Here is a 20,712-nt window from a genome sequence, read left to right on the forward strand (position 1 = left end):
ATAAAATATTTTCATGAATCTTTATAATTTTAAGCTGTTTTATTATTTTTAAATGAGACAGCTAATTTTTTGCTCTTAATTTTTAATCCATGAAAAATACTGTAATTCAATCTGCTGTAGAGCTATCAGACCAACTTTGTAATTTATTACCCCAATTATTAGAAGAACAATATATAGCTCCATTAGCTCTATTCAACGGTTCATCTATCGGTCAACATACTAGACATATTATAGAATTTTATCAATGTCTTCAAGCAAGTTTTCAAAAAGAAGTTTCCGTTTGTTATGAAGAACGAAAAAGAGATCTTGCTATTGAATGTAACCTAAAAGAGGCAATTCTCAGTATAAAAGAGACCGCTAAATGGTTGAAAACGATTCATGAACCTTTTTATAGCATGAATTTGGTGGTAAAGGACTATCAAAATAATGACATGAATGAATGGAGTACTCCAACAACTTTAGCAAGAGAAGTACATCATTGTAATGAACATGCTGTTCATCATTTAGCAATTATAAAAATAGGTCTTCAACATTATTTTCCAACCATTGTTATTGGTGAGCAAGTTGGAGTAGCAAAATCTACTACAGCTTTTCAAAAACAACAATCTTAGGAATAGAATCTTTATTTATGTGTACACTCAGCTACGTTCCAATTTCATCTTCTTCCTATATTTTTACATCTAATAGAGATGAAAGAAAAAGTAGGACTTCAGCTTTTGCTCCGACAATCCATAAAGAAAATGGTGTTAAATTTTTAGCTCCAATTGATGGTGAAGCCTTAGGTACTTGGCTTGGAGCTACTGAACAAGGAAGGGTAGTTTGTTTATTGAATGGGGAGTTTGAAATACATATACCTACACCTCCATATAAACACAGTAGAGGCAAGGTGGTTATGGATGCTTTAACAGCACCAATTATATCTGATTACCTTGAAAATTATGACTTTGATAATATTGAGCCATTTACTTTAATTGTTGTTGAAAATAGAGGTACTATTGAGCTTCTTCAGTTTGTGTGGGATGGATCTGAAAAACATTTTTCAAGATTAGATAGTAATGTCCCACATATTTGGTCTTCATCTACTTTATATACTCCTCAACAAAAGGAAAAAAGAACAGCAAAATTTATGCTTTGGCTGAATGAAAAAAGCAGATTACCTAAGGAGATATTACAAGTACACGAAGCGATTAATGCGGGGGGTAAATTGGGTTTGTCGATGCTAAGGCCTCAATATTGTACAGTAAGTTGTACACAATTAGAGGTAGATGCTATGTCAGTAAATATGTTTTACCACGACAGACTTACACAGGAAAAAGATCAACTCAAGTTGCCATTTACTATAATTAATTATGAATCTCAAACCGGACTTTAGACATAGAATATTGAAGTGGGAATTCTGGCCCTTTTATATTTTTTATATTCCAGTCTACTTTTTTTACTTTTTTCTCTCTATACTCTCTAAGTCATTTAGCTTTATGACTTTAGTAAACCCTGGGATGAAGTATGGCGGATTTTTTAATTATTCAAAATTCAATGCATTAAAGCAAATACCAGAGGAATATTTACCGAAATCTCATTTTTTCTTTTCTACCCCAACACTTCAAGAAGTAAAGTCCACAATGAAGCAGTTGGATTTAAATTTCCCTATTATTCTAAAACCTGATGAAGGTGAAAGAGGAAGTGGTGTAGAAAAGGTGAATTCAGATGAAGAAATAGAAAATTATTTATCGACAAATCCTTCAGGAGTAATTCTTCAAGAATTCATCACTGCGAATTATGAGTATGGTGTGATGTATGTAAGGCATCCTTCTGAACAAAGCGGTCAAATAACGTCAGTGGTTTATAAAGGTGAACTTTTTGTAGTTGGTGATGGAAAAAGTACATTATTGGAATTATTTAAAAGTCATCGTCGAGCCGTTTTATACATTGATTTCCTAAAAGAAAAATATAACAAGGAGTTAGATCTTATTCTTTTAGAGAATGAAGTATTCATGCTTTCAAAAATGGGTAATCACTGTAGAGGTGCGATTTTCAATGATGCTAATTATTTGAAGGATGAACTTGATATTCGAGTTTTCGATAAAATATCTTCTCATGTAGACGACTTCTATTTCGGTAGATACGATATCAAGGCGGAGAGTGAAGAAGCTTTAAAGGACGGACATTTTAAAATAATGGAATTAAATGGTGTGAATTCAGAACCTGCACATATTTATGATCCAGACAATTCAATTATAAGAGCTTATAAGGACCTATTTTTACATTGGTGGAAAATTTATCAAATAAGTAAAGAAAACAGAAAAAAAGGCTACCCTGAGACATCATTTCCTTTATTAGTGAAATCATTGATGCAACGATAATTGTAGTCTTATTACAGAATCCAATATTCACTTAACAGTTACGCATTTATATCACTTGAAAATGATTACTTTTGCGACTTAGCAAAAGAAATAACATGTATCTGGAAAGACTTTATCTAAAGAATTTTAAAAATTACGATGAACTCACTTTAGAATTAGAGGATGGAATTAACTGCATCATTGGTCCCAATGGTATAGGGAAAACAAACTTGATTGATGCAGTGTATATGTTATCGATGACAAAGAGTGCATTTAGTTTTACTGAAAACCAAAATGTAAAACATGGTTCAAGTGATTTTGCACTTTCAGGAAGGTTTAAAAGTGAGACAGATTTAAGTACTGTCATCTGTCAGTACGATAAGTCTAAAAAAAAGATAAGTCTTAACGGTAAGGAATACAGTCGTTTCAGCGAACATTTTGGGAAGTTTCCATGTGTATTAATTGCACCGAACGATACAGATTTACTTAGGGAAGGTAGTGAAGTTAGAAGGCGTTATTTTGATAGTGTAATTTCTCAGTTTGATAAAGAATATCTTCAATCATTAATTGATTATCAAAGAGCATTATTGCAAAGAAATCAACTATTGAAAAATTTTGCTGAACAAAGACAAATACCTAATAAAGATTGGGTTGCCCCTTACAACCATGTTTTATTGAAAGAAGGACAACAAATACAAACTAAACGAAACTCTTTTATTGATGAATTTAAATTTCTCTTTAAAGAATCTTATTTTTCAATAGCAGGAGAAGAAGTAGCAGAAATAAACTATAAAACAGACTTTGGAAGTGACCTAATTTTTGAAGATTCATGGGAGAAAGATGTTGCTTTGCAGAGAACAACAAAGGGTATTCATAAAGATGACTTTGATTTTCGACTAAATTCCTACCCATTAAAAAAATACGGATCCCAAGGACAGCAAAAGTCTTTTATCATAGCCTTGAAACTTGGACAGTATTTACTTCTTAAAAAGCAACTTCATACGAGTCCGATATTGTTATTAGATGATATTTTTGACAAATTGGATGACATTCGAATCAAAAAATTGCTTGGTTTAATAAAAGAAAAGAAATTTAGTCAGATTTTATTGTCAGATGCTCGACCTGAACGGTCTAAAACATTGATAGAGCAGATTTCAATGCCTTGTAATATCATAGAATTAAAAAAATAATTTAATTTTGAGTGATGACAGAAAGATAAAGTACAGGTTTAGAAAAGTAACCCCAATTCCTAAGAAGCATGAAACGATAAGTGTAGCTGGTGCGATGCAGGATTTTGTGAAATCTTTAAAAAAAAGTCATAGTTATAATCAAGCAATGATTGAAAAAGTGTGGGAAGATGAATTAGGTACGCCAATTGCTTCTCGAACTATGAGTTTAAAGTTAAGAGGGAAAATACTTTACGCTCGCTTATCAACTCCTACTTTGAAAAATGAACTAACGATGGCAAGAGAAAGAATTGTAAGAAAATTAAATAGACGGCTGGGAGCAGAAGTTTTAACAGATATAAAATTTGCATAATAACTATATAGAAAATGAGTAATAATTATGTGGTCATTATGGCTGGTGGAATCGGAAGTAGATTCTGGCCATTTAGTAGACAAAAAAGACCAAAGCAATTTCAAGATATTTTAGGTACAGGTCGTACAATGATTCAACAAACTGTAGATCGGTTTGAAGGAGTATGTCCTAAAGAAAATATTTATATAGTTACAAGTAAAGATTATAAAGAGATAACCAAAGAACAATTACCATTTCTCTCTGATGATCAGATCTTATTAGAACCTTGTCGAAGAAATACAGCTCCATGTGTAGCTTATGCTGCCTATAAGATTGCAGAAAAAGATCCTGAAGCTAATATCGTAGTAGCACCAGCTGATCATGTAATTTTAGATGTTCCAGAATTTCAATTAAGGGTTGAAAAAGCTTTACACTACGTTGCTTCCCATGATATTTTGGTTACTCTTGGTATTCGACCTAATAGACCCGATACAGGATACGGATATATTCAAGCTCTTAATGATGAAAGGTTAGAAGTTTTATATAAAGTAAAAACTTTTACAGAAAAACCCAATGAAGAATTAGCAAGGGCGTTTGTATTAAGTGGTGACTTTGTTTGGAATGCAGGAATTTTTGTTTGGAATGTCAAAGCAATAAAAAAAGCAATAGAAACACATCTTCAAGATGTACATGAACTGTTTAATAGTGCTATTGGTACGTTCTATACCTCAGAAGAAGAACAAAAAATTGATGGAATATATCATCAGTGTAGAGATATTTCTATTGATTATGGTATAATGGAGCATGCGAATAACGTATATGTCATGAGGACAGATTTTGGATGGTCTGATTTGGGTACTTGGAAATCTCTCTATGAACAAGCAGATAAAAACCAAGAAGAAAATGTGCTTCATGGTAATGTGATGTCATATGAAACCTTTAATACTATTGTAAAGACACCAAAAGAAAAGTTGGTTGTTGTACAAGGTTTGGAAAATTACATTGTGGCAGAATATGATAATGTGTTGATGATTTGTGAAAAAGATCATGAACAAAGAGTGAAACAGTTTTTAGCCAATGCTAAAGATCAGAAAGGCAAAGAATTTGTCTAATTTTTTAATTCCTAAAACTATTAACAAATAATGAATAAGACTATTGGAGTCATTGGCTTAGGGTATGTGGGATTACCTCTGGCTGCAGAGTTTGCCAAACAAAAGGTAAATGTAGTAGGGTTCGATATTAATTCGGAAAGAATAAAAGAGTTAAATAAAGGTGTTGATCATACTTTGGAAGTTTCTTCAGAAGAATTAAAAGAAGCTAAAAGTTTTATTCAATATACTTCAAGCATAGATGATTTAAAATCGGTAGATATTTATATCGTAACGGTTCCAACTCCAATAGATGAATATAAAACACCTGATCTGACACCACTAAAAAAAGCAAGTGAGACTGTTGGAAAAGTATTGTCTTATGGAAATATAGTAGTATACGAGTCTACAGTATACCCAGGGTGTACTGAAGAGGTGTGTGTGCCAGTGCTTGAGAAGGTGAGTGGATTGCAATTCAATGAAGATTTCTATGCAGGGTATTCTCCAGAAAGAATAAATCCAGGAGACCATGTACATCGAGTACATAATATTATGAAAGTTACATCAGGCTCTACACCTGAGATAGCTGAAGAGATTGATAAAATGTACCAAGTTGTTGTAAAGGTAGGTACTCATAAAGCATCGTCTATTAAAGTAGCAGAAGCTGCAAAAGTGATTGAAAATTCACAAAGAGATCTGAACATTGCATTTGTAAATGAATTATCAAAAATCTTTGATAAAGTAGGCATTGATACATTAGATGTATTAGAAGCAGCGGGTACAAAATGGAACTTTCTTCCTTTTAGGCCTGGTCTTGTTGGTGGGCATTGTATAGGAGTTGATCCTTATTACCTTACTTATAAATCAGAATCATTAGGTTATCATCCCGAAGTAATTCTTGCAGGTCGAAGAATTAATGATGGTATGGGAGCTCACGTTGCTAACAAAGTGCTTCGTTTGATGATGGAGAAAAATGCATCAATTCAAAAAGGCACTAAAGTATTAATGCTTGGAATTACATTTAAAGAAGATTGTCCAGATATTAGAAACTCAAAAGCAATTGATGTAATTCGTGAACTTCAGTCTTTCAATTTAGATGTAGAAGTTTATGATCCACATGCTGATAAAGACGAAGTTTTTGATGAATATGGTATTCATTTGACTCCACAAATAGGTGAAAACTATAGTGCTGTTATTCATGCTGTAGCACATAAGACTTTTCAAGAAACAATAGATTGGAAAGCATTGAGCAATACAGGTGCTGTAATCTACGACGTGAAGAGTGCTATTGATAAAAAATATATTACTGATCGCCTCTAATCATGCTTAAGAATAAAAAAATATTGATTACCGGAGTGGCAGGTTTTATCGGCTCAAACCTATTAGAAAAGTTTATTGAGCAGGATAATGTCATTATTGGTCTAGATAATTTTTCAACAGGTAAAAAAGAAAATATCCAACCATTTTTAAAAGCAGATAACTTTACTTTTATAGAAGGTGATATTAGAAATATTGAAGATTGTCAAAAAGCAGTTGAAGGTGTCGGAATTATTTTCCATCAAGCAGCATTAGGATCTGTACCTCGCTCTATTAATGATCCAATAACTTCTAATGAAGTAAATATTTCAGGATTCTTAAATATGCTTACAGCGGCAAAGGATGCGGGTGTTAAAAGATTTATTTACGCAGCAAGCTCTTCAACCTATGGAGATCACCCAGATCTACCGAAAGAAGAGGATAAAATTGGAAAGCCATTATCGCCTTATGCGGTAACAAAATATGTTAACGAATTATACGCTGATGTTTTTTCGAAAACGTATGGTATTGAAACAATAGGTTTAAGATACTTTAATGTTTTTGGTAAAAGACAAGATCCTTTTGGAGCATATGCAGCCGTAATTCCAAAATTTGTAATTTCTCTATTAAAAAATGAAGCTCCTACGATTAATGGAGATGGAGAAACCTCAAGAGATTTTACATATATCGACAATGTTGTTCATGCAAATGAGCAAGCTGCAATTACTGAAAATCAAGCTTCGATTAATCAAGTTTATAATGTGGCTTTTGGTGAGAGGATTAGTTTAAATACTCTTTTTTCTTTAATAAAAGAGTGTTTAGAAGAGTATAAAAATGATATCGTAAGAATACAACCTAATTATGGACCTGAGAGGGCTGGTGATGTGCGACATTCATTAGCATCAATAAAAAAAGCAGAAAAACTGATGGGATACAACCCTCAATTTAATGTGAGAGAGGGTTTGCAAAATGCATCAAAGTGGTATTATGAAGACTTTAAGAATAAAGGTTTTATATAATATCGCAAAGGTAATGATGGTTTAGAGTGTGAGTTTTATGATTTTCTTATTAAAGAAAATTTTAAATTCTTCTTGTATATTTGCAAACCTATAAAATTTGAGATCTAACCTATATGGAAGAAAATAAAAACAATTTAAAACGCCAAACTACCACCAATTCTGATGAGATTGATTTAATTGAATTATTCTCAATGATTGGAGATAAGATTAATTCACTTGTAAATGGTTTCGGTAAACTGTTATTAAATTTCATATTGTACTTTTACAATATAGTCAACAAGTGGAAAATATTAATTGGTTTAGCAATAGTTATTGGAGGTATTTTAGGATATATGTCAAAGAATACATCGAAATTTTACTCCTCTAAAGCGACTGTTAATTCAAGGTTTTTAAAGGGAGTTGATTTTATTACAGAAATAAGTGAGTTGAATGCATTATGCACTGATGAAGGAAGACCAATGCTTGCTAAAGCATTAAATATTCCTATTGAAAATGCTGAGTTTCTTTCTGAAATAACAGCGAAGGGGTATTTCCATTTATATAAATATGGAGCTATAGAGGATACTCATATTGCAGATTCAATGTTAATTGATAGCTATGATAATGAAACTCGTTTTGAAATAGTTGTCAGTTCTGATGATGCGAATATTACAAAACAGGTTATCCAACAAGGTTTTGAATACTATTTTAATAATAATGTTTATATCAAAAAAAACTTAGAGGTATACAAACAAAATTTATTAATAAAATCAGAAACAATCACACTTGAGAAGAAAGAGTTACAAGAATACAATCAAGCTTATAAAAAGATTCTAGATTCACAAGGAGAACTAATACAGAAAGGTAAAATGCAACGTAATAGTCCAAGTGTGTTAGTAATGTCCAATGATCAACAACAGGATAGTTATATTAGGCAAAGTGGTGAACTGGCCTTTGAGGCAATGCAGAAAAGTAGAGAGGCTGATGATAGTATTGCTGAAATTACAAGGAAATTATCGTTATTACAACCTGTAGAATTTGTTAATAGATTCTCTGAGTTCTATACCGTTTCTTTATCAGCAAAAGGCAAGACAGCTTTAGGAATGCTTATAGGTTTTATATGTATTATTGCTTTTGCTATTCTAACAGACATTAACACTTACTTAAAATCCAAAGCTAATTTGAAAAATTAATCTGTTATGAAAAAAAAAGAAATTAAAAACATTTGTTGTATTGGTGCGGGCTACGTTGGTGGACCAACAATGGCAGTAATTGCTCTGAAAAATCCTAATATAAGAGTAAACATAGTTGACATTAATGAGCATCGTATTAAAGATTGGAATGATGCTGATTTGGATAAGTTACCTATTTATGAGCCTGGGTTGGCTGAGGTAGTGGAACAAACAAGAGGAAAAAACCTTTTCTTCTCAACTGATGTAGATCAAGGCATTAAAGATGCAGATATGATTTTTATTTCTGTAAATACACCTACAAAAACGTATGGTAAAGGAAAAGGTCAAGCTGCAGATTTAAAATATATTGAACTTTGTGCACGTCAAATTGCTAGAGTAGCACAAAGGGATAAAATTGTTGTAGAAAAATCAACTTTACCTGTAAGAACAGCAGAAGCACTCTCTGATATTTTATCTAACTCTGAAAGTGGTTTTAATTTTGAAATTCTTTCAAACCCTGAATTCTTAGCTGAAGGTACAGCTATTGAGGATTTATTGAACCCTGATAGAGTACTAATTGGTGGAGATAATACAGAATCAGGACAGATAGCAAAAGATACACTATCATCAGTCTATGAAGCATGGGTGCCAAAAGAGCGTGTTTTACAAACAAATGTGTGGTCTTCTGAATTATCTAAGTTAACTGCAAATGCATTTTTAGCTCAACGAATTTCATCAATCAATGCTATGTCTGCATTATGTGAGAAAACAGAGGCTGATGTTGACGAAATTGCGAGAGCAATTGGAATGGATAGCAGAATTGGACCAAAATTCTTAAAATCTTCAGTAGGTTTTGGTGGGTCGTGTTTCCAAAAGGATGTCTTAAACCTAGTTTATATTGCAAAATCATATGGGTTAGATGAAGTTGCAGAATATTGGGATCAAGTGATTCAATTAAATGACTATCAGAAAAGGCGATTTGCAGATCGTATTATAAAAGAATCTTATAATACCGTTTCAGGAAAAAAGATAGCATTCTTTGGTTGGGCATTTAAAAAAGATACTAACGATACACGTGAATCGGCAGCGATTTATGTAGCAGATCATTTACTGGATGAAGAAGCTGAAATTGTGGTGTACGATCCTAAAGTAACAGAAGAAAGAGTGTATGCTGATTTAGAATTTTTAAATAATCACTCTTCTGAGTACATACGTTCAAGAGTTAAAATTGTAAATAATCCTTTTGAAGCGGTTGATAAGGCACATGCTATTGCTGTTTTAACAGAATGGGATGAGTTTAAAGAGTACAATTGGACAGAAATATATTCTAAGGTATTGAAACCTGCAAATATTTTTGATGGTAGAAATATTTTAGACAATAATAATTTAAAAAAAATAGGTTTTAATATTTATCAAATTGGTAGGTAAAGATCTATTGAAACTTCTTTAATATAATTTATAATGGAATATAAAAAACCAAAAGTTATATCCGAAATAGGATGTAATCACATGGGAAAAATGGATATAGCTAAAGAACTTATTGATTTATCCAAATTATCTGGAGCAGATGTAGCCAAGTTCCAAAAAAGGACAAATAAAGAGTTGTTAACAGAGGAACAGTACAATGCCCCTCACCCCAATCCTAGAAACTCGTATGGAGATACATATGGTGCTCATAGAGAATATTTAGAATTTACTAAAGAACAACATCAAGAATTAAAAGAGTATTGTGATTTGATTGGAATTGAATACTCTACATCGGTATGGGATGTAACATCTGCAAAAGAAATTGTAGGAATCAATCCTACTTTAATTAAAGTACCTTCAGCTTGTAATAATCATTTTGAAATGATGAAAATATTACGAGATGAGTATACAGGTGAGGTACATGTATCGACAGGTATGACTAAAAAAGACGAAATAAAACAAATTATTGAGTTTTTTGAGGAAACAGGAGCTGCAAAGGAAAGATTAGTAGTTTACAACTGTACTTCTGGTTACCCTGTACCTTTTGAAGATGTTTGTCTTTTAGAAATTTCCAATTTAGTAAATGAATTTGGTGATCGAGTAAAAGAAATTGGTTTCTCTGGTCATCATTTAGGTATTGCTATTGATATGGCTGCTTATACATTAGGTGCATCATGGGTAGAACGTCATTTCACTAAAGATCGTACTTGGAAAGGAACAGATCATGCTGCTTCATTAGAAGTTACTGGTCTGATGAAACTTTGCAGAGACTTAAAAGCTACGCATCAATCACTAACATTCAAGTCAACAGAAGTTCTTCCGATTGAACAAGTTCAACGTGAAAAATTGAAATATAGACAAGCTTAAGATAAAGCTTTAGTAATTTATTAGAAGTAACATTAATATTAATTATTAATGTTACTTTCTTTTATTTAAAATAATATGAAAACAATTGCTTTTATTCCTGTTAGAGGAGGTAGTAAATCTATACCTTTAAAAAATATAAAACCTTTTTGTAATAAACCTTTAGTTTATTGGACAGCACAAGCTGCTCAAAATTCAAATGTTATAGATGAGGTTATTATTGCAACTGATTCAGATGAAATTATATCTACTGTTAAGGGATTTAATTTCAGTAAACTAAAGGTATATAAAAGAGATAATGAGAATGCACAAGACACATCATCGACAGAAAGTGTGATGTTAGAATATATCAAAAAAGCATCTTTAAATAAAGAGGATAATCTTATTCTGATACAAGCTACATCTCCCTTTTTACAATCAATTGATTTAGATAATGGAATGAAACAATTAGAAGAGTCTAATAAAGATTCATTGCTGTCATGTTCTTGTGTGAAACGTTTTTTTTGGTCTAAAAAGGGAGACCCCTTGAATTATGATTATAATCATAGACCTAGACGCCAAGATTTTGAGGGTACTTTAATAGAAAATGGAGCGTTTTATATTAATACCGTTAGAAATATTATTGAATTTCAAAATAGATTGAATGGTGATATTGAAGTTTATGAGATGCCAGAATACACAATGACTGAAATAGACGAGCCAGATGACTGGTTTATTGCAGAGCATTTAATGGAAAAGTATATCTTAAAAAAACAGAAAAAACAAATAAAACTCTTTTTGTCAGATGTTGATGGAGTACTGACAGATGCGGGGATGTACTATTCTGAAACAGGAGATGAATTGAAAAAATTTAATACCCATGATGGTATGGCTTTCCAGCTATTGAGAGAAAAAGGTATCAAGACAGGGATTATTACTTCTGAAAATACAAAAATTGTTGAAAGAAGAGCAAAAAAAATGAAAGTTGACTTTCTTTATCAAGGTCAGGAGCATGGGGGAAAACTAAACGCTGCTAAAACTATTTGTAAAGAGTTAGGTATTACTCTTGATGAAGTAGCTTATATTGGGGATGATATTAATTGTTTTGAACTGTTATCAAATGTGGGATTAGCGGCATGTCCTAGTAATGCTTTAGGTAAAATTAAATCGATTCCTTTAATTAATATATTAACTAAAAAAGGAGGAGAGGGAGTTGTTAGAGAATTTATAGATCTTTATAATTTCAAAAATTAATGAGAGATATAAATATCTATAAAAACATGCTATGGTTATTTTTAGATAAAGTAGTTATAGTATTAGTACAATTTACAATAAGTGTTAAAATAGCTAATGAATATTCATCTGAGTTATATGGGAAGTATGCTTATGCAATATCAATTTGTGCGTTTGTACCTGTTATTTTAGAGGTATTAAATAACAAGATTATAAAAAAAAAATTCTCAAAGGGAAAGGATCATATAAATCAACTTTTTAAGTTTACTTTCTTTAGAATTGCAATTAGTTTTATAATAGTAGTCATTTACTATTTATATACCTATTATTTGAATGGTTTTGATAAGCTCAATATTTATATTTTATTATTTCTTATTAATGCTTTTATTCTTAGTATTTCTTCTGTTATAGAGGTATTTTATGAGTTTAAATTGTTATCTAGTTTAACTGTAAAAATATCTGTTATTTCTAATTTATTTGTAGGTGTATTTCAATATATTATTCTTAGTTTATCATATTCGTTAAAATCTATAATAATAATAACAATTTTAGGATCTATATTGAGAGTAATATTACTCTCACGTAAGTATTTTAAAAGTGTTGAAGATATTAAATTAACTCGTGATAAAACTCTAATCAATACTCTTAATGAGGGTAAATATTTATGGTTAGCTACATTATCATTTATTATTTATTCTCAGCTAGATAAGCTTATGATAGGGGAAATGTTGGGAATGAGTTCTGTCGGTGTTTATCAAGTAGCTGATAGGTTTTATGCTCTAGGTATTATCTGGATAGGTATAGCAAAAAATTCTATTTTCCCTAAAATGATTCTTCTACAGAATAATAAGATAGAATATAAAAACTACATAAAAAAAAAGGTAAAATATGCATTATTATTTAGTTTTGTAATTATTGTAGGTGTATTCTTGTTCTCTTCCTTTGTTATTGAAAATGTATATAGCTCTGAATTTTGGGAGGCTTCAAAATATTTAAAGTTAAAATCGATTAATATAATAATTTTAGCTATTGGAATTTTGAAAGTTGAACATCTAAGTTTATTTGGAGGTACGAGAGAAAATACGATAGTTATATTTACTAGTTGTATCATAAATATTATATTAAATTTTATATTAATTCCAATATACCATATTTATGGTGCTATAATAGCAACGATTTGTAGTCAATTTTATTCAACAATATTAGGGACTACTTTAAATAAAAAATTGAATTCTTATTACTTACTATTATTAAAATAAATCTTAATGAAAAAAATATTTTTGATATCAGATAATAGAGATGATTCAAATTGGGGTTGTAGAGCAACGAGTGCGGCATTAACTGATATAATAAAAAAATCAATAAGTAATCAAGACGTAGAGTTTGATACCGTAGGGTTAAAAGATATTCATTTTTATCAACCTTATTATCATTTTAAGAATATACCATTATTTGATCGTATATATAACTTTTATCCAGGACATTCAAATGTTAGGTGGAAGAAAAATATTAAGAGATTACTAGCAGTTATTTTTAGTCCTTTATTTAAACCTTTTTTTTATAAAGATAGTGTACCTCATAAAGCTACTGAGGTGAATACTTTTGTAAAACTAGTTAAAAATAAAAAAATTCTGCAGAAAGAGGTTAATGCTATAATGAATGCTGATTTAGTAATATGCAATGGAGAAGGATCTGTTTATGCTGATGAGAGAAAAGGAAAATATAATTTATTTCTCTTATATATTGCTAAAACTCTATTTAATAAAAAGGTTTATATGATCAATCACATGTTTGATCCTAAATCTAATGATCTCATTGAATTATCAAAATTTTATTATCCTCACTTTGATGAAATAGTATTTAGAGATGAATTAAGCCTTAAGTATTTTAATGATTTGAATTTAAATTTAAAAGTAAGCTTTTTACCTGATGCAGCTTTTATCTATCATTCATCAAAGTCAGCCTTTATTACTGAGATATCTATACATAATAAAGGTTATTTAGATGTTTTTTCTGGTAATAAAAACTACTGGGAGAATGTGGATTTGTCAAAAGATTTTGTAATTATTGGGGGAAGTTCTAGACTGACAAAACCTGGTTTACCTAAAGGATATAATCCAATACTATCATTTCAATTATTGATAGATGAATTACAGAGAAAAGGTATTCAAGTAGTATTATCTGAACCCTGTTTGGGAGATAATTTTATGAGACTCTTGTCATCGAAAAATCAGCTACCTATTTTACCAGTTGAAACACCTACTCAAATGGCAATTGACATCATGTCTTTATCAAAGTGCTATATTTCTGGGAGATATCATCCAATGATTCTTACTATGGTAAGTGGTACACCTGTTGTAGCTTTTACATCAAACTCACATAAAACAAGAAGTTTACAGGATTTTATGGGGTTTGAAAATGAACCTAACTTTGCTGTGGAATATTTAGACACGGAATATGTTAAAGTAGCAGAGTATGTTGAATATTTGATAAGTGTAGAGCCTGTTTTAAGACCTAAGATAAAAAAGAAAGTAGATAATATACAAAAGAGTATACTAGATTTTTATTCTAATATTTTGACTTAAAAGTTTATGATATAAAAATAACTAAATAAAGGGATTCTTAGATTAATATTTGATTATAAGTTTTTTTGAGTAATGTATTTAGTTTTACTGATTCGTTATTCTAAAAGGGTATATCTGCTATCTATGGTTGCCTTAATAATTGCAATAATGCATTTTTCATTATCATACTACTGTTGTTGGTATATATGTAATAGAAGGAGCTGTTAAAGTTTCATTTGTATCATATGGAATTGTATTTTTATTAGTATAACTTGTAACTAATAAAGTTCAGCGATTACCGTGGTTTACATTTAAAATTTATGATTGATATTTATATTTTTTCAAAACCTTTGCAATATTTAAATATTAAAAATTTAGTATCTAAAAAAATAAACAATACTGATGAATTAATCATTATAGGTAACTTTTTTAATGCGAAGCTTTATTATAATAAAATCAAAGAATATGACTCTTATTGGAATTCTATTACTTTTTTTGAAAGTAGGAGAAGTGCTTATATATCATTAATAAATAAAAAAATAAGATTTCTTTATTTAGATCGTGATCATGGCATTGATTATTTCTTTTTAAAATTTTTATCATTTGAGAAGTTGAGAGTTTATGAGGAAGGTTATGGAACTTATAGACCAACGCAGAAAGTAGATGGGTTTAGATCTCAATTTAAAGAATTTATTGTTAATTTATTCGGCTCTGGTAGAGGAATTGGTCAATCACCTTTATGTTCTCAATTAATTGTTTATTATCCAAATTTTTATGCAAAAGAAAATAATCAATTGGGATATACAGCAGAACTGGTAAATTTTGATTCCTCATTTGAAGAGAATTTATTAAAAAATAGAATACTCTTTGATAAAATATTTTCTACAGATTCTTACATAAAGAGTATAAAGAATAAAAAAGTATTTTTTTACGCGACGACTTGGACTATTGATTATACTATAATACAAACAATTGTGAGTCAAATGCGAAATGGTGATATTTTTATTATTAAACCTCATCCCCATATTAAAGAGCACTTAGATTTTGATAGTTCGGATATTTATATTTTAAATACACCAAATTTGTTGGAATTTATTTTAATTGAATTGAAATCTAATAATAATGATATCACTGTGTATCATCAAAATAGTACTTCAATGGCTTATTTACAAAGTATTAATTCTATAAATATACCTACAAGTAATTTAGTTCAAAATGAAGATTATTCAAGGTTTTATAACTTCTTAAGAGAGAATGAGTAACAAATGAAAGCTATAGTATCAAGTGCAAAACATAATTTTTTTTATTATCAAATAATAGCAATAATTTTATGTGTTTCTAATTTTTTTCTTTACTCTAAATCATTTTTTATTGGTTTCTTTTTTACATTACTAATAATTGTATCATTGAAAGTTAGTATGAAAAATAAAATACTTTTAGCTTATTTTATGTATTTTGTTTTTTTTCAAAACTATTTCATATCAATATTCAGTTACAACTTACTTATAAATAAGGGCTTGTTTAAGTTTTTGCATGGGTTAAATATTTTAATTCCAGTATTTATTTCTATCCTATATTTGCTCTTAAAAAAACAAAATAAAATTTTTGTTTTTAAAATAATATCTCTTGTAACCCTTCTAGCTATTTATTTTGTTTTTGGTACTTATCAATATGGTTTAAATCCTAGCTTAGCTTATTTAAGGTTATTTTTGATACCCATTATTTTTTTTATATGTGGTTTGTTCTTTCAAGATATTGAAGAAAACTTTGTTAAACAACAGTTAAAAATAATGTTGTTCGCAATTGTAATTGTAGGAATATGTCAATTTCTTTTTCCTAAATTCACTACTTATTTATTGAATGAGTTAGACTATTTTAAAATAAAAAAAGGAGTATTAAATCTAGGTGATTTGATTTCGTTCCACAAAAGGAACTATTTTTTAAATCTGTCAATTTTTCCGAAATTGGTTAGAGTTAGTTCTTTAATCAAAAGTATGATTTCTGTAAGTTACTTTATTACTATTATATCTCTTTATATATATTATAATGAGAATAAAAAGGTAACCTTCTTATTTTTTGTAATTGCATTATTTATTGTAAGTTCTAAAGGTGCAATAATTCTATATTTTACATTCGTACTTTTTAATAAATTAAGAGAAAGCAACTCATATTCATTGACTATGCTTATTATGACTTTATTTTGGTTATTAACCATTATTACAGGATATTTAATGCATAATGAACATATAGTAGGGTTTGTAGCAGGTTTGAAATATATTTTTACTTTAGGTAATGGTTTAGGGTTTAGTGGTAATTTGTCTAATGTAGCATTGACAAGTTGGGATGGTGTATCATTACCAGATTTAGGTTATTGGACTCGATTTCAAAATGGTAGTGAGAGTGTATATGGAGTATTGATTAGTAGTCTTGGTATTCTAGGAACTGTATACACTTACACTTTGTATACGATTTTAGAAAAGAGTAGGAACGTTCTTCCAATAGAAAGAGAATATATTGTTGTATTATCAGTGTTAATTTTCTTTTTAGGAATTTTTCAAGAAGAAGCATTTTCTCCTTATGCTATAGGGTTATCAATGTTTATTCTTGGTTTTACATTGAATAAAAAATGAATTGATTTAAATAATGACTTTATCTAAACAAAAGATAGGTGAAATACTTGTAATAAATACAGTAATATCATTACCTTGGGGATTCGCTTACACAAATATTTCATTTATTCTAGTTCTTTTATTTGTTCTTTTTTTTCCTAAATCAATAGGTGATTTAATTTTTAGAAGTCAATACTTACCTTTATTTCTTTTTTTTATTGTTCATGTAATATCATTTGGGACTTATTTTGAAGGAGACTTTTTGGTAAAAGCTTATGATTTAGTTTATCCTCTGCTTCCTCTTGTGATTTTCCCTTTATTTTTAAATAATATTAATTTATCAAAATTAGTATTTAATAGATTGTTAATTACTTTTTCAATATCAACTTTGTGTATAGGTATATTTGTACTAATTAAATATATGTTATTAGAAAGGGAAATGACTCTTAGGAATGTTACATTATTATATACTAATATACATATTCCATATTATGCTTTGTATCTAATAACTTCCCTTTTAGCGATGTATTTTATTAAAATACGTAATAAGTATTTATATTCATATTTTTTATTTTCTTTAATAATACTTCTTTTTTTAGGGTCTAAGATGGGAGTGCTAAACTTAATAGGTGTATTGGTTCTTTACATTTTAAAAGAACAGAAAAAGATAATAAAGTATGTTGTACCATTATTAATTATTTCATTACCACTAATCTTTTTGTATACTCCTTTTGGGCATAGGTTTAACCAAGAAATAATAAAACAATCAGATCAATCAAGGCTCAGGAATTGGAAATCAGGGATGAAAACTATTTCAGATAGTTTTTGGTTAGGGTATGGTTTTGGAAATGAAAAAGAAGCATTACAAAAGCATAGACCTAAAAATAGTTATGAGTATAAAGAAGGGTATAATTCTCACAATCAATTTATTGATATTGCAATTACCTTTGGGATGTTAGGTTTAATACTTTACATATTCATGATGTTGTATTATGTATATATTGGATATCAAAGAAATAATTTTTTTCTAATTATTTTTATACTAGTATTTAATATATCTTCCTTAACAGAGAATCTCTTAGATAGGCAAAAGGGGATTATTCTTTTTTCAGTATTTGTTCCGTTATTATTAATATGGGAGAGAAATGATAATAAAGATTATATTAGACAGACAAAAACAAAATAAGACAACAACTTTCTTAAACCCCGCTTCATATGTTGAAGCAAGAAAAAAAATATCTCTCTATAAGGAAATTGATTCCATTTATGTCGATGGTATTTTGTTAGTTAAACTTTTAAATATTTTTTGCAATCAAAATGTTACGAGAAAAAGTTTTGATATGACTTCTTTAGCTCCTCTAGTATTTAATGATGCGATTAATGATTCAAAATCAATTTATTTTATTGGTTCAACACAAAATTCAATAGAAGGGTTTATTGATATTATTAAAAAAAAATATAAAGGGCTTAATATTATAGGTTATCGAAATGGATATGTAAAAGGAAAAGAGGATGGAGCAATCCAGAATATTATTGATTTAAACCCAGATATTGTTGTTATCGGTATGGGAGCACCTTTACAAGAGAAGTTTTTAATTAACTTAAGAAAAAAAGGTTTTGATGGAACTGGTTATACTTGTGGAGGGTTTATTCATCAAACGTCGGAAAGTCTAAACTATTACCCAACATGGATTAACAGATTAAATTTAAGGATGCCATATAGAATTTTTGCAGAACCTGAGTTTAGGAGAAAACTTCCAAATTATGTGAAATTCTTTTTCTATTTTTTCAAAGACTTAATTTATTATTATAAACAAAAATAAATTAGAGTTTGATATTATTATTTTTACTTTTGTTGTATAGAAAAAGAAGCATATTTATAAATAATGGGCAAATCAAAGTACCTACAACCATTTAACTTTTTAGCAGACATACTTATATTCAATTTAGCCTTTATATCTGCTATTTGGTTGAAATTTAATAGAATAAAACCACCTTTGGAACAGGAATCGTATACCATGCTCTGGATTTTTGCAAATCTAGCGTGGATTATTATTTCTTTATCTATCAAGCCACATTCCTTTCAAAGGACTAAAAGAGTTACTAGGGTATTAAGAAGCTATGCTTCTGCTTTGGTGTGGCATGGTATGGCTATATCTACTTTTGTGGTTGGGATTAAATTTGCTGATGTTTCAAGAGAGTTTCTTTTAAATACATATATGATATGGACTCCTGTTATCTTTTCTGTTAAGATAATTGGTATCTATGCAGTCCGTATGTATCGCCGTCAAGGCTTTAGTTATAAGAATGTAGTAGTTCTAGGGTATGGGCCTTTGGCTGTGGAAGTAAGAAAGTTTTTTAGAGTACATCCTGAATTTGGTTTTAGATTCCTAGGCTTCTTTGATGATCATTCAAAGGAAATGTATGTAAAAGGTAAACTTTCAGAGTTTAAAACTTTTGCTGTTAATAATGATGTAAACGAAGTTTACTGTTGCATACCTTATATAGACTATGAGCTAATTCGAGAGTTGATAGATTGGGGAGAAAGTCATATGATAAAAGTAAAGTTGATTACAGACTTTAGGGGATTTGCGTCTAAAGGTATTACGCTTGAGAGGTATGATGAAATTCCTGTATTGGATGTATCTCCAGTTCCATTGGATGATCAGCATAATCAATTAATGAAAAGAGCTTTTGATGTAGCTTTTTCTTTTTCTGTGATTGTTTTACTAATGTCCTGGTTAACTCCTTTGATGACTCTAATAATCAAATTGGAATCTAAAGGCCCTGTCTTTTTTAAACAGAAACGAACAGGTAAAGACGGAAGGGCATTTTGGTGCTATAAATTTAGATCTATGGCTGTAAATTCTGATAGTGATGCCAAGCAAGCGACTAAAGGAGATATGAGAATAACTAAAGTAGGAGCGTTTATCAGAAAGACTTCAATAGATGAATTACCTCAATTCTTTAATGTATTTATTGGTAATATGTCTGTAGTAGGTCCTAGGCCTCATATGTTACGTCATACAGAAGAGTATTCTAAAGTAGTGGAAAAGTTCATGTCTCGTCATTTAGTGAAGCCAGGTATAACTGGACTTGCTCAAGCAAGGGGATACAGAGGTGAAACTGAAAATGATGATTATGCTATGAAAGGTAGAGTGAAACTAGATCGGTTTTATGTTAATAATTGGAGTCTTTGGTTTGACGTTCAAATTATCTTTGATACAGTAACAGGAATTGTGAATGGTGATGAGAAGGCATATTAGGAGATATTTTAAACCCTTATAAAGAGTCATAAGTCTATTATTGAAAGATTTTATGGCTTTTTTATTGCAATATTTTCAATAACACGTTGCATCATTTTCAATCTTGTAAAAATCATAAATTTACTAAAAATAAATTAGTGAATATTTGTAAATAAACATTCTAAGCCTTAATATTGAAGTAACATAATAACAAGAAATAGAGTATAAAAACTCTGCTCGGTTCATTTAAAATAAAGTTTGACTATTTTTCTCTTTTTTATGCAAGACAATTTTTTGTTACTCTATGCTTAGTTAACAAACCTCAAATATGTGAGTAAAT

General features: G+C 29.6%; 19 protein-coding genes. All 19 read left to right on the plus strand.

Features of this window, described 5'->3' with window-relative positions:
- Window positions 1-89 precede the first annotated feature (89 nt).
- The 19 genes from IC221_RS00490 (at window position 90) to IC221_RS00580 (ending at window position 20,393) form a co-directional block, all read left to right on the plus strand.
- The gene (locus IC221_RS00490) at window positions 90-611 is read left to right on the plus strand and encodes a hypothetical protein (protein ID WP_188167095.1); all 522 of its coding nucleotides are present in this window, start codon (window positions 90-92) and stop codon (window positions 609-611) included.
- A 17-nt stretch (window positions 612-628) separates the two neighbouring features.
- Entirely contained in the window at window positions 629-1,372 is a 744-nt protein-coding gene (locus IC221_RS00495) for an NRDE family protein (protein WP_188167096.1), read from the plus strand.
- Between the two features lie 103 nt (window positions 1,373-1,475).
- A complete protein-coding gene (locus IC221_RS00500; RefSeq protein WP_188167097.1) occupies window positions 1,476-2,360 on the plus strand; it encodes an ATP-grasp domain-containing protein in 885 nt (294 codons plus the stop codon).
- A gap of 95 nt (window positions 2,361-2,455) precedes the next feature.
- Window positions 2,456-3,529, plus strand: coding sequence for a DNA replication/repair protein RecF (locus tag IC221_RS00505; protein WP_188167098.1), 1,074 nt, complete (start codon window positions 2,456-2,458; stop codon window positions 3,527-3,529).
- A gap of 7 nt (window positions 3,530-3,536) precedes the next feature.
- Window positions 3,537-3,878, plus strand: coding sequence for a DUF721 domain-containing protein (locus tag IC221_RS00510; protein ID WP_188167099.1), 342 nt, complete (start codon window positions 3,537-3,539; stop codon window positions 3,876-3,878).
- A gap of 14 nt (window positions 3,879-3,892) precedes the next feature.
- Entirely contained in the window at window positions 3,893-4,969 is a 1,077-nt protein-coding gene (locus IC221_RS00515; protein WP_188167100.1) for a mannose-1-phosphate guanylyltransferase, read from the plus strand.
- Window positions 4,970-4,999: 30 nt separating this feature from the next.
- A complete protein-coding gene (locus IC221_RS00520) occupies window positions 5,000-6,265 on the plus strand; it encodes a nucleotide sugar dehydrogenase (RefSeq protein ID WP_188167101.1) in 1,266 nt (421 codons plus the stop codon).
- 2 nt (window positions 6,266-6,267) lie between these two features.
- Complete coding sequence (locus tag IC221_RS00525) at window positions 6,268-7,260, plus strand: SDR family oxidoreductase (RefSeq protein ID WP_188167102.1); 993 nt, start codon at window positions 6,268-6,270, stop codon at window positions 7,258-7,260.
- Window positions 7,261-7,373: 113 nt separating this feature from the next.
- Window positions 7,374-8,432 carry a hypothetical protein gene (locus IC221_RS00530; protein WP_188167103.1) on the plus strand — a complete coding sequence of 353 codons (1,059 nt, stop codon included), beginning with the start codon at window positions 7,374-7,376 and terminating at the stop codon, window positions 8,430-8,432.
- Between the two features lie 6 nt (window positions 8,433-8,438).
- Window positions 8,439-9,839 (plus strand): nucleotide sugar dehydrogenase, encoded by a 1,401-nt coding sequence (locus IC221_RS00535; RefSeq protein ID WP_188167104.1) that lies wholly within the window; start codon window positions 8,439-8,441, stop codon window positions 9,837-9,839.
- Window positions 9,840-9,872: 33 nt separating this feature from the next.
- A complete protein-coding gene (locus tag IC221_RS00540; protein ID WP_188167105.1) occupies window positions 9,873-10,745 on the plus strand; it encodes an N-acetylneuraminate synthase family protein in 873 nt (290 codons plus the stop codon).
- A gap of 75 nt (window positions 10,746-10,820) precedes the next feature.
- Window positions 10,821-11,975, plus strand: a complete 1,155-nt coding sequence (locus tag IC221_RS00545; protein ID WP_188167106.1) for an acylneuraminate cytidylyltransferase — start codon at window positions 10,821-10,823, stop codon at window positions 11,973-11,975.
- Window positions 11,975-13,213, plus strand: a complete 1,239-nt coding sequence (locus IC221_RS00550) for an oligosaccharide flippase family protein (RefSeq protein WP_188167107.1) — start codon at window positions 11,975-11,977, stop codon at window positions 13,211-13,213. The genes IC221_RS00545 and IC221_RS00550 overlap by 1 nt, the downstream gene beginning before the upstream one ends.
- 6 nt (window positions 13,214-13,219) lie before the next feature.
- Entirely contained in the window at window positions 13,220-14,539 is a 1,320-nt protein-coding gene (locus tag IC221_RS00555) for a polysaccharide pyruvyl transferase family protein (protein ID WP_188167108.1), read from the plus strand.
- A gap of 299 nt (window positions 14,540-14,838) precedes the next feature.
- On the plus strand, window positions 14,839-15,780 hold the full coding sequence (locus IC221_RS00560) for a hypothetical protein (protein ID WP_188167109.1): 942 nt from the start codon (window positions 14,839-14,841) through the stop codon (window positions 15,778-15,780).
- 3 nt (window positions 15,781-15,783) lie between these two features.
- Window positions 15,784-17,148, plus strand: coding sequence for a hypothetical protein (locus tag IC221_RS00565; RefSeq protein WP_223241249.1), 1,365 nt, complete (start codon window positions 15,784-15,786; stop codon window positions 17,146-17,148).
- A 13-nt stretch (window positions 17,149-17,161) separates the two neighbouring features.
- Window positions 17,162-18,313, plus strand: coding sequence for an O-antigen ligase (locus IC221_RS00570; RefSeq protein ID WP_188167111.1), 1,152 nt, complete (start codon window positions 17,162-17,164; stop codon window positions 18,311-18,313).
- Window positions 18,273-18,950, plus strand: a complete 678-nt coding sequence (locus IC221_RS00575) for a WecB/TagA/CpsF family glycosyltransferase (RefSeq protein WP_188167112.1) — start codon at window positions 18,273-18,275, stop codon at window positions 18,948-18,950. The genes IC221_RS00570 and IC221_RS00575 overlap by 41 nt, the downstream gene beginning before the upstream one ends.
- Before the next feature lie 63 nt (window positions 18,951-19,013).
- Window positions 19,014-20,393 carry an undecaprenyl-phosphate glucose phosphotransferase gene (locus IC221_RS00580; RefSeq protein ID WP_188167113.1) on the plus strand — a complete coding sequence of 460 codons (1,380 nt, stop codon included), beginning with the start codon at window positions 19,014-19,016 and terminating at the stop codon, window positions 20,391-20,393.
- The last annotated feature ends 319 nt before the right edge of the window (window positions 20,394-20,712 follow it).

Origin of the sequence: Flammeovirga sp. EKP202 (genome assembly GCF_014534745.1) — a bacterium.
Classification (GTDB): Bacteria; Bacteroidota; Bacteroidia; order Cytophagales; family Flammeovirgaceae; genus Flammeovirga.

Excerpts from the sequence above, each read along its gene's own strand:
- IC221_RS00545 (WP_188167106.1), top strand. The coding sequence starts at position 10,821 with ATGAAAACAATTGCTTTTATTCCTGTTAGAGGAGGTAGTAAATCTATA.
- IC221_RS00500 (WP_188167097.1), top strand. The coding sequence starts at position 1,476 with ATGACTTTAGTAAACCCTGGGATGAAGTATGGCGGATTTTTTAATTAT.
- IC221_RS00575 (WP_188167112.1), top strand. The coding sequence starts at position 18,273 with ATGATAATAAAGATTATATTAGACAGACAAAAACAAAATAAGACAACA.
- IC221_RS00515 (WP_188167100.1), top strand. The coding sequence starts at position 3,893 with ATGAGTAATAATTATGTGGTCATTATGGCTGGTGGAATCGGAAGTAGA.
- IC221_RS00530 (WP_188167103.1), top strand. The coding sequence starts at position 7,374 with ATGGAAGAAAATAAAAACAATTTAAAACGCCAAACTACCACCAATTCT.
- IC221_RS00550 (WP_188167107.1), top strand. The coding sequence starts at position 11,975 with ATGAGAGATATAAATATCTATAAAAACATGCTATGGTTATTTTTAGAT.
- IC221_RS00490 (WP_188167095.1), top strand. The coding sequence starts at position 90 with ATGAAAAATACTGTAATTCAATCTGCTGTAGAGCTATCAGACCAACTT.
- IC221_RS00570 (WP_188167111.1), top strand. The coding sequence starts at position 17,162 with ATGACTTTATCTAAACAAAAGATAGGTGAAATACTTGTAATAAATACA.
- IC221_RS00505 (WP_188167098.1), top strand. The coding sequence starts at position 2,456 with ATGTATCTGGAAAGACTTTATCTAAAGAATTTTAAAAATTACGATGAA.
- IC221_RS00540 (WP_188167105.1), top strand. The coding sequence starts at position 9,873 with ATGGAATATAAAAAACCAAAAGTTATATCCGAAATAGGATGTAATCAC.
- IC221_RS00555 (WP_188167108.1), top strand. The coding sequence starts at position 13,220 with ATGAAAAAAATATTTTTGATATCAGATAATAGAGATGATTCAAATTGG.
- IC221_RS00525 (WP_188167102.1), top strand. The coding sequence starts at position 6,268 with ATGCTTAAGAATAAAAAAATATTGATTACCGGAGTGGCAGGTTTTATC.
- IC221_RS00495 (WP_188167096.1), top strand. The coding sequence starts at position 629 with ATGTGTACACTCAGCTACGTTCCAATTTCATCTTCTTCCTATATTTTT.
- IC221_RS00580 (WP_188167113.1), top strand. The coding sequence starts at position 19,014 with ATGGGCAAATCAAAGTACCTACAACCATTTAACTTTTTAGCAGACATA.
- IC221_RS00560 (WP_188167109.1), top strand. The coding sequence starts at position 14,839 with ATGATTGATATTTATATTTTTTCAAAACCTTTGCAATATTTAAATATT.
- IC221_RS00535 (WP_188167104.1), top strand. The coding sequence starts at position 8,439 with ATGAAAAAAAAAGAAATTAAAAACATTTGTTGTATTGGTGCGGGCTAC.
- IC221_RS00520 (WP_188167101.1), top strand. The coding sequence starts at position 5,000 with ATGAATAAGACTATTGGAGTCATTGGCTTAGGGTATGTGGGATTACCT.
- IC221_RS00565 (WP_223241249.1), top strand. The coding sequence starts at position 15,784 with ATGAAAGCTATAGTATCAAGTGCAAAACATAATTTTTTTTATTATCAA.